Source organism: Sphingobacterium sp. UBA7253 (assembly GCF_002472745.1).
GTDB classification, from domain to species: Bacteria; Bacteroidota; Bacteroidia; order Sphingobacteriales; family Sphingobacteriaceae; genus Sphingobacterium; species Sphingobacterium siyangense.
Map to the genome: position 1 here is coordinate 1 of NZ_DKSP01000009.1, position 5,796 is coordinate 5,796.

At 47.5% G+C, this 5,796-nt stretch carries 4 protein-coding genes; all 4 read left to right on the forward strand.

The features are described 5' to 3' along the window. A partial coding sequence (dinB, locus tag B2X72_RS00635) for a DNA polymerase IV (RefSeq protein WP_286848041.1) occupies nucleotides 1-1,151 on the forward strand: 1,151 nt, incomplete at its 5' end. Further along, the gene (locus tag B2X72_RS00640) at nucleotides 1,132-4,068 is read left to right on the forward strand and encodes a DNA polymerase III subunit alpha (protein WP_286848043.1); all 2,937 of its coding nucleotides are present in this window, start codon (nucleotides 1,132-1,134) and stop codon (nucleotides 4,066-4,068) included. The genes dinB and B2X72_RS00640, both read left to right, overlap by 20 nt. Nucleotides 4,069-4,182: 114 nt before the next feature. Then, the gene (locus B2X72_RS00645; RefSeq protein WP_286848044.1) at nucleotides 4,183-4,806 is read left to right on the forward strand and encodes an alpha-ketoglutarate-dependent dioxygenase AlkB family protein; all 624 of its coding nucleotides are present in this window, start codon (nucleotides 4,183-4,185) and stop codon (nucleotides 4,804-4,806) included. Nucleotides 4,807-5,059: 253 nt separating this feature from the next. Then, the gene (locus tag B2X72_RS00650) at nucleotides 5,060-5,533 is read left to right on the forward strand and encodes a hypothetical protein (protein WP_286848046.1); all 474 of its coding nucleotides are present in this window, start codon (nucleotides 5,060-5,062) and stop codon (nucleotides 5,531-5,533) included. Nucleotides 5,534-5,796: the final 263 nt, after the last annotated feature.

The window sequence follows — 5,796 nt, forward strand, 5'->3', positions numbered from 1 at the left end:
ATACATTTTTTGTATCTGTCGAGCGCTTGCAGAACAGCAAGCTCATCGGAGTACCCGTGCTCATAGGAGGAAGTAGTGACCGCGGGGTAGTTGCATCTTGTTCCTATGAGGCCCGCAAGTTTGGCGTGCATTCCGCTATGCCAATGCGGCTGGCGCTGCGCATGTGTCCAGAGGCGGTGGTCGTACGGGGCGATCACGATCGGTACAGTTATTATTCGGGTATAGTTACACAAATTATTGAAGAAGAAACGCCCATCGTCGAAAAAGCCAGTATAGACGAACATTACCTTGATGTCTCCGGTATGGACCGCTTTTTTGGCTGTTGGAAATGGACACAGGAACTCCGCCAGCGTATTATCCGAGAGACTGGATTGCCCATTAGCTTTGGCCTGTCGGTCAACAAGACCGTCTCCAAGATTGCCACCGGTACCGCCAAACCCTGTGGTGAAAAGCAGGTACAAAACGGTGCCGAAAAAGGTTTCCTCGCACCACTATCCATCCGTAAAATTCCCATGGTAGGCGAGAAGTCCTTTACCTTGCTCCGAAATATGGGAATTTCCAAAATCGGAACCTTACAGCAGATGGAAGTGTTCACCATGCAAAAGGTCCTCGGGGAAAACGGGATCAACATCTGGCGTAAAGCCAATGGGCTCGATGATTCCCTGGTGTTGCCTTTTCGGGAGCAAAAGTCCATGTCCAAAGAAAATACCTTTCAGCAGGATACCATCGATATGGATGTCCTTCGCCGAACGCTGATCAGTATGGTCGATATGCTCGCTTTCGATCTGCGCAAAGAGCAGAAGCTGACGAGCTGCGTTACCCTCAAGATTCGTTATAGCAACTTCGATACCCATACCCAACAGCTGCAAATCGGTTATACCAATTCGGATCGAAAGCTTACCGATGTGGTACTTGCACTCTTCAAGAAACTCTATAGCCGCAGGATGCTGATAAGGCTTATCGGGATCAAATTCTCTGGTCTGATCTATGGTTCCTATCAGACCGATCTCTTTGACGACAGTGCCGAGGAGGTCAACCTTATGCAGGCCATGGACAAGATCCGAAAACGCTATGGGGCCGAATTTCTGATGAAGGCCATCTGTGCACCGCTGCCAGAGAAAGGAGGGGAGCATGCTCTTAAATCTACATAGCTATTATAGCCTGCGTTTTGGTACCCTCAGCCTGCAGGATCTCGTCTCGGGCATGCTTGCTGGCGGTTATGATACCGCCGTGCTAACCGATATTAATAATAGTTCGGGATCGCTGGATTTTATCAAACTGGGCCGTGCTGCCGGACTGAATTTACTGGCGGGAATGGAATTCCGCAACGGCGATCAGCTTTGTTTTGTTGCCATCGCCAAAAATGAGCATGGCTTCCGTGAGATCAATGAGTATCGAACGAAGCTCAATATGGAAAACCGCGCTACAGCAGAGCGTTCGCCCGAATTTGAGCAGGTCTTTGTCATCTATCCCTTTAGCAAGCTCAATGCCTTTCCATTACGGGATTTCGAATACATCGGCGTGAGACCCCGTGAGCGTACCCGCGCCCAACTGATGGACCACAAGGTACTTGATCGCTGTGTTATCCTCGCACCCGTCAGTTTCCGCAAGGCCGACTATACCTTACATCGGCAACTGCGGGCAATCGACAACAACCTGCTGATCTCACAGCTCGACGATGAGCAGATCGCTGCCGAAGACGAGGTATTTATCCCCCGGGTCAAACTCATGCGCTTATTCTCCGACTTGCCCCAATTGCTGGCCAACACCAACCGTATACTGGGCCAGTGTTCTTTCAGTTTTGATTTTACCAGTGTCAAGAATAAAGCAACCTTTACCGGTAACCGCTACAACGACAAGCAGCTTTTGTACAAGTACTGCATGGACGGCTTTACCAGACGTTATGGCCGTAACGATCGGGTCGCGACCGAACGCATCCAGCGCGAACTCGAGATTATCGAAAACCTGCGTTTCTCCAGTTATTTCCTCATTACCGACGATATCTGCCGCTACGCTCGTGGGCGCAATTTTCACTATGTAGGCCGCGGATCGGGGGCCAATTCTGCTGTTGCTTACTGCTTAGGGATCACCGATGTTGACCCCATTGCACTTAAGCTTCCCTTTGAGCGTTTTCTCAATCCCAAGCGCAAGAGTCCACCCGATTTTGATGTTGATTTTAGCTGGAATGAGCGCGATGAGATGTATGAGTATATCTTTAACCGTTATCAGACCGGGCATACCGCTTTGATGGGCGCCATGAGCACCTTTCGCTCCAGAAGTATCCTGCGTGAGCTGGGCAAAGTATACGGATTGCCCAAGGCCGAGATCGACCGCCTGGTGCATGAGCCCGAGCATATGCTCAACAAGAACGAAGTGACCAACACCATATTAAGCGTGTACAACCGCATGGCCGATTTCCCCAATCAACGCACCATACACGCCAGTGGCGTATTGATTTCCGAGGAACCATTGACCTGTTATTCGGCGATGGACAATCCGCCAAAAGGATTGCCGACTATGCAGTTTGATATGTATGTGGCCGAAGATATCGGTTTTGAAAAGTTCGATATCCTTTCGCAGCGTGGCATCGGCCATATCAAAGATTGTCGTACCATTGTGCGGGAAAACTTGGGCGTGGTCATTGATACCGACAACCCCAAGCGTTTCTTTCAGGATGCCCATATCGCAGCGCAATTAAAATCGGCCAATACCATCGGCTGTTTCTATATCGAGAGCCCGGCCATGCGGCAGCTGCTCACCAAGCTGCGGTGCGATGACTACCTGACGTTGGTGGCCGCTTCATCCATTATTCGTCCCGGGGTGGCCAGTTCGGGTATGATGGGCGAGTATATCCGTCGTCATCACGACCCCACGACAGTAGTCTATCCACATCCCGTATTTAAGGAGCAGCTCGAAGAGACCTACGGCGTGATGGTCTATCAGGAAGATGTGATGAAGATCGCCAATGCCTACGGCGGGCTCGATATGGCCGATGCCGATGTGCTCCGACGGATGATGTCGGGCAAATATCGCAGCAAAGACCATCTGATCGAAATTGAGGATAAGTTCTTTTCCAACTGTAAGGCGAAGGGCTACGACGAAAAGATTAGCCGTGAGATCTGGCGGCAGATGGAGAGTTTTGCTGGCTATTCGTTTAACAAGGCACATTCAGCATCTTTTGCCGTTGAGAGTTATCAGAGTCTTTTCCTCAAGACCTACTATCCTTTGGAGTTTATGGTTGCGGTGCTCAACAATTATGGCGGGTTTTACAATCGTAAGGTCTATGTCAATGAAGCACGAATTTCAGGGGGCAATATCTGCCTGCCCTGTGTCAATCAGTCGATCTTTAATACCTCCATTCAGGGTAAGGACATTTACCTGGGTTTTGACTGCCTGCTCAATTTGGAAGGTAAACTGGCTCATCGTATTATTGAGGAACGCGAAGCCCATGGCAAGTACACCAGTCTAGAAAACTTTGTCAAACGGACACAGACGGGTATTGAGCAGGTCGTTATTTTGATTCGTGTGGGTGCCTTGCGTTTTACGGGGACGGGGAAAAAGCAATTGCTGTGGGCGGCTCATCTGATGATGAGCAAGCATAAGCCTGTCGCAGCAGGTATGGCGCTCTTTGAGACCGAAAGTCGCAAGCCTATTCTTCCCCCTTTGGAAGAAGACATCTTGGAGGATTATTACGACGAGATGGAGCTGATCGGCTTTTGCGTAACGGGTACGCTATTTGATCTTACCAAAAGCGATTACCGGGGCGATATGCCCGCTCGGGAACTCCATTTGCATGAAGGAAAGATAGTCCGCGTTGTCGGAGATTTTGTCTGTGAGAAATTTGTGAAGACTAAGCGTGGCGACCTGATGAAATTTGGTACTTTTCTCGATGCCGAGGGACGATTTTTTGATACCGTCCATTTCCCACAGACCCTAGCCAAATATCCGCTCCGTGGGGCCGGAATCTATTTGGTTGAAGGCAAAATTGTTCTGGAATATGGTTGCCCTTCTATTGAGGTGATCCGCTGTGCGAAGATGCCATTGAAACCAGATCCGAGAAGTGAGTAGTATTTTCTTTTGGATAAACGGGCAAACGCTCTACAACGAGGATTGTTCTTTCTTCACAGAGATCACGTTTTGATGCGGTAAGGTACATCGTTATAAATTTAAAATCATTGCCCCATGGATCAACTTAGTTTGTTTGAAAATGAAGGATATATTTTTCCAGAAGATCTCCTGGAATTTGAGCCAAATTTTATTACCCAGCTAGAAGCTGATCAGCTGTTTGATTTCCTGTTCAGGGAAGTGCCTTGGCAGCAGACATCCAAAAAAATGTATGATCGAACGGTGCTGACTCCTCGGTTGACAGCCTGGTATGGTGATGAGGATGTAGAGTATCAGCTGGCCGGAAAAATGATAGGCGCTAACGAATGGCTTAAGCCTTTAAAGGCGTTGAAGGAGCGGATTGAAAAGCGGTTTCATTGTACTTTCAATTCCGTATTGCTCAATTTATATCGTGACAACAATGATTCAGTAGCCTGGCACCGCGATCGTGAAAGCGAATTAGGCAACAGACCCGTGATTGGGTCGGTGAGTCTGGGGCAAGCACGCTATTTTGATTTCAGAAAGGTGGACGATCACAGCAAGAGGTATTCATTACTGCTTAAGCATGGCTCATTACTATTGATGAAAGGTAATCTGCAGGAGATATGGGAACATCGCATCGCAAAATCCACGCAAAAGATGAGTGCACGTATCAACCTGACTTTTCGCCTGATCAACGAACAAAAGAGAAATAATATATAGGCATCTATTTAAGACCAGCTTTTTCTGTGCTCAACTTTTTTATAAAAGATCAAACGAAAACGAATCAACCATTGTTATAAAGGTACTTTTCATAAATTAGGTTAATAACAGGTAGTAAAAACCTTGAGATCCCCCTCCTCAAGGTTTTTTTATTTTTTTTGAAATCTACTATCCCATTATTGGGATCATAACTATATATATCAGGGCTGGTTTATTCCGGCCTTTTTTATGATATAAATCCTATCTTAGTCCTATGCTGTACAATCCCTTTGAACAAGTCACCAAAAGTTCGTTTCGCGAGCTCGTCGAGTCGGGCTACGCCGACTTTGTGCTGCAGCGCTTGGAGTGGCCCGATGTCAAGGAAAAGACAGGCTTTCTGCTCACGCCTTATGATGATATGGAAAGCGCCGATCAGCATGCCCATCAATTGGGGGCAAAGGAGGGAAGAGCACTGCAGCTGCCGCAAGACGCCGATAAAATTGAAAGCCTGTTAGCAACTGGATCAGGCTATCGGATTTTTCTGAATCGCATCAAGGAGGAGAACTGGGATAAGCGTATGCTTAAGCTCTACGAAAAAAATATCGTTAACTACCTGCGTACAAAAACCAAGTTTCAACGCAAAAATCCCATCGATATCCTTTTCTCGCTAGAATACGGTCGGGTAGTGGCGACCATTAGCGATGGGCAGACCCAAAAGAAAGTATTTGCTATCGAGATCCTTCGGTAGCCTGATCAGTTCCGAATTGAAATTCCCAATTTTCTTGCCTTGGGGCAATCCTTGTTTACAGCGCAAATTGTGTATATTCGTATCAAAGCCAAAGAAGAAAGGATACCATTATGTGCTGGGACATTAGCCTACATACCGATATTGAGATTATCAAAAAGACCTTTCCGCAATTGCGGGACGAGCGTCGTCAATTGGATTACAATTCTGATTACCTGGAAAACGTCCAGGCTATTACCTTTCCTAAATATCCGATCCTGTATAAG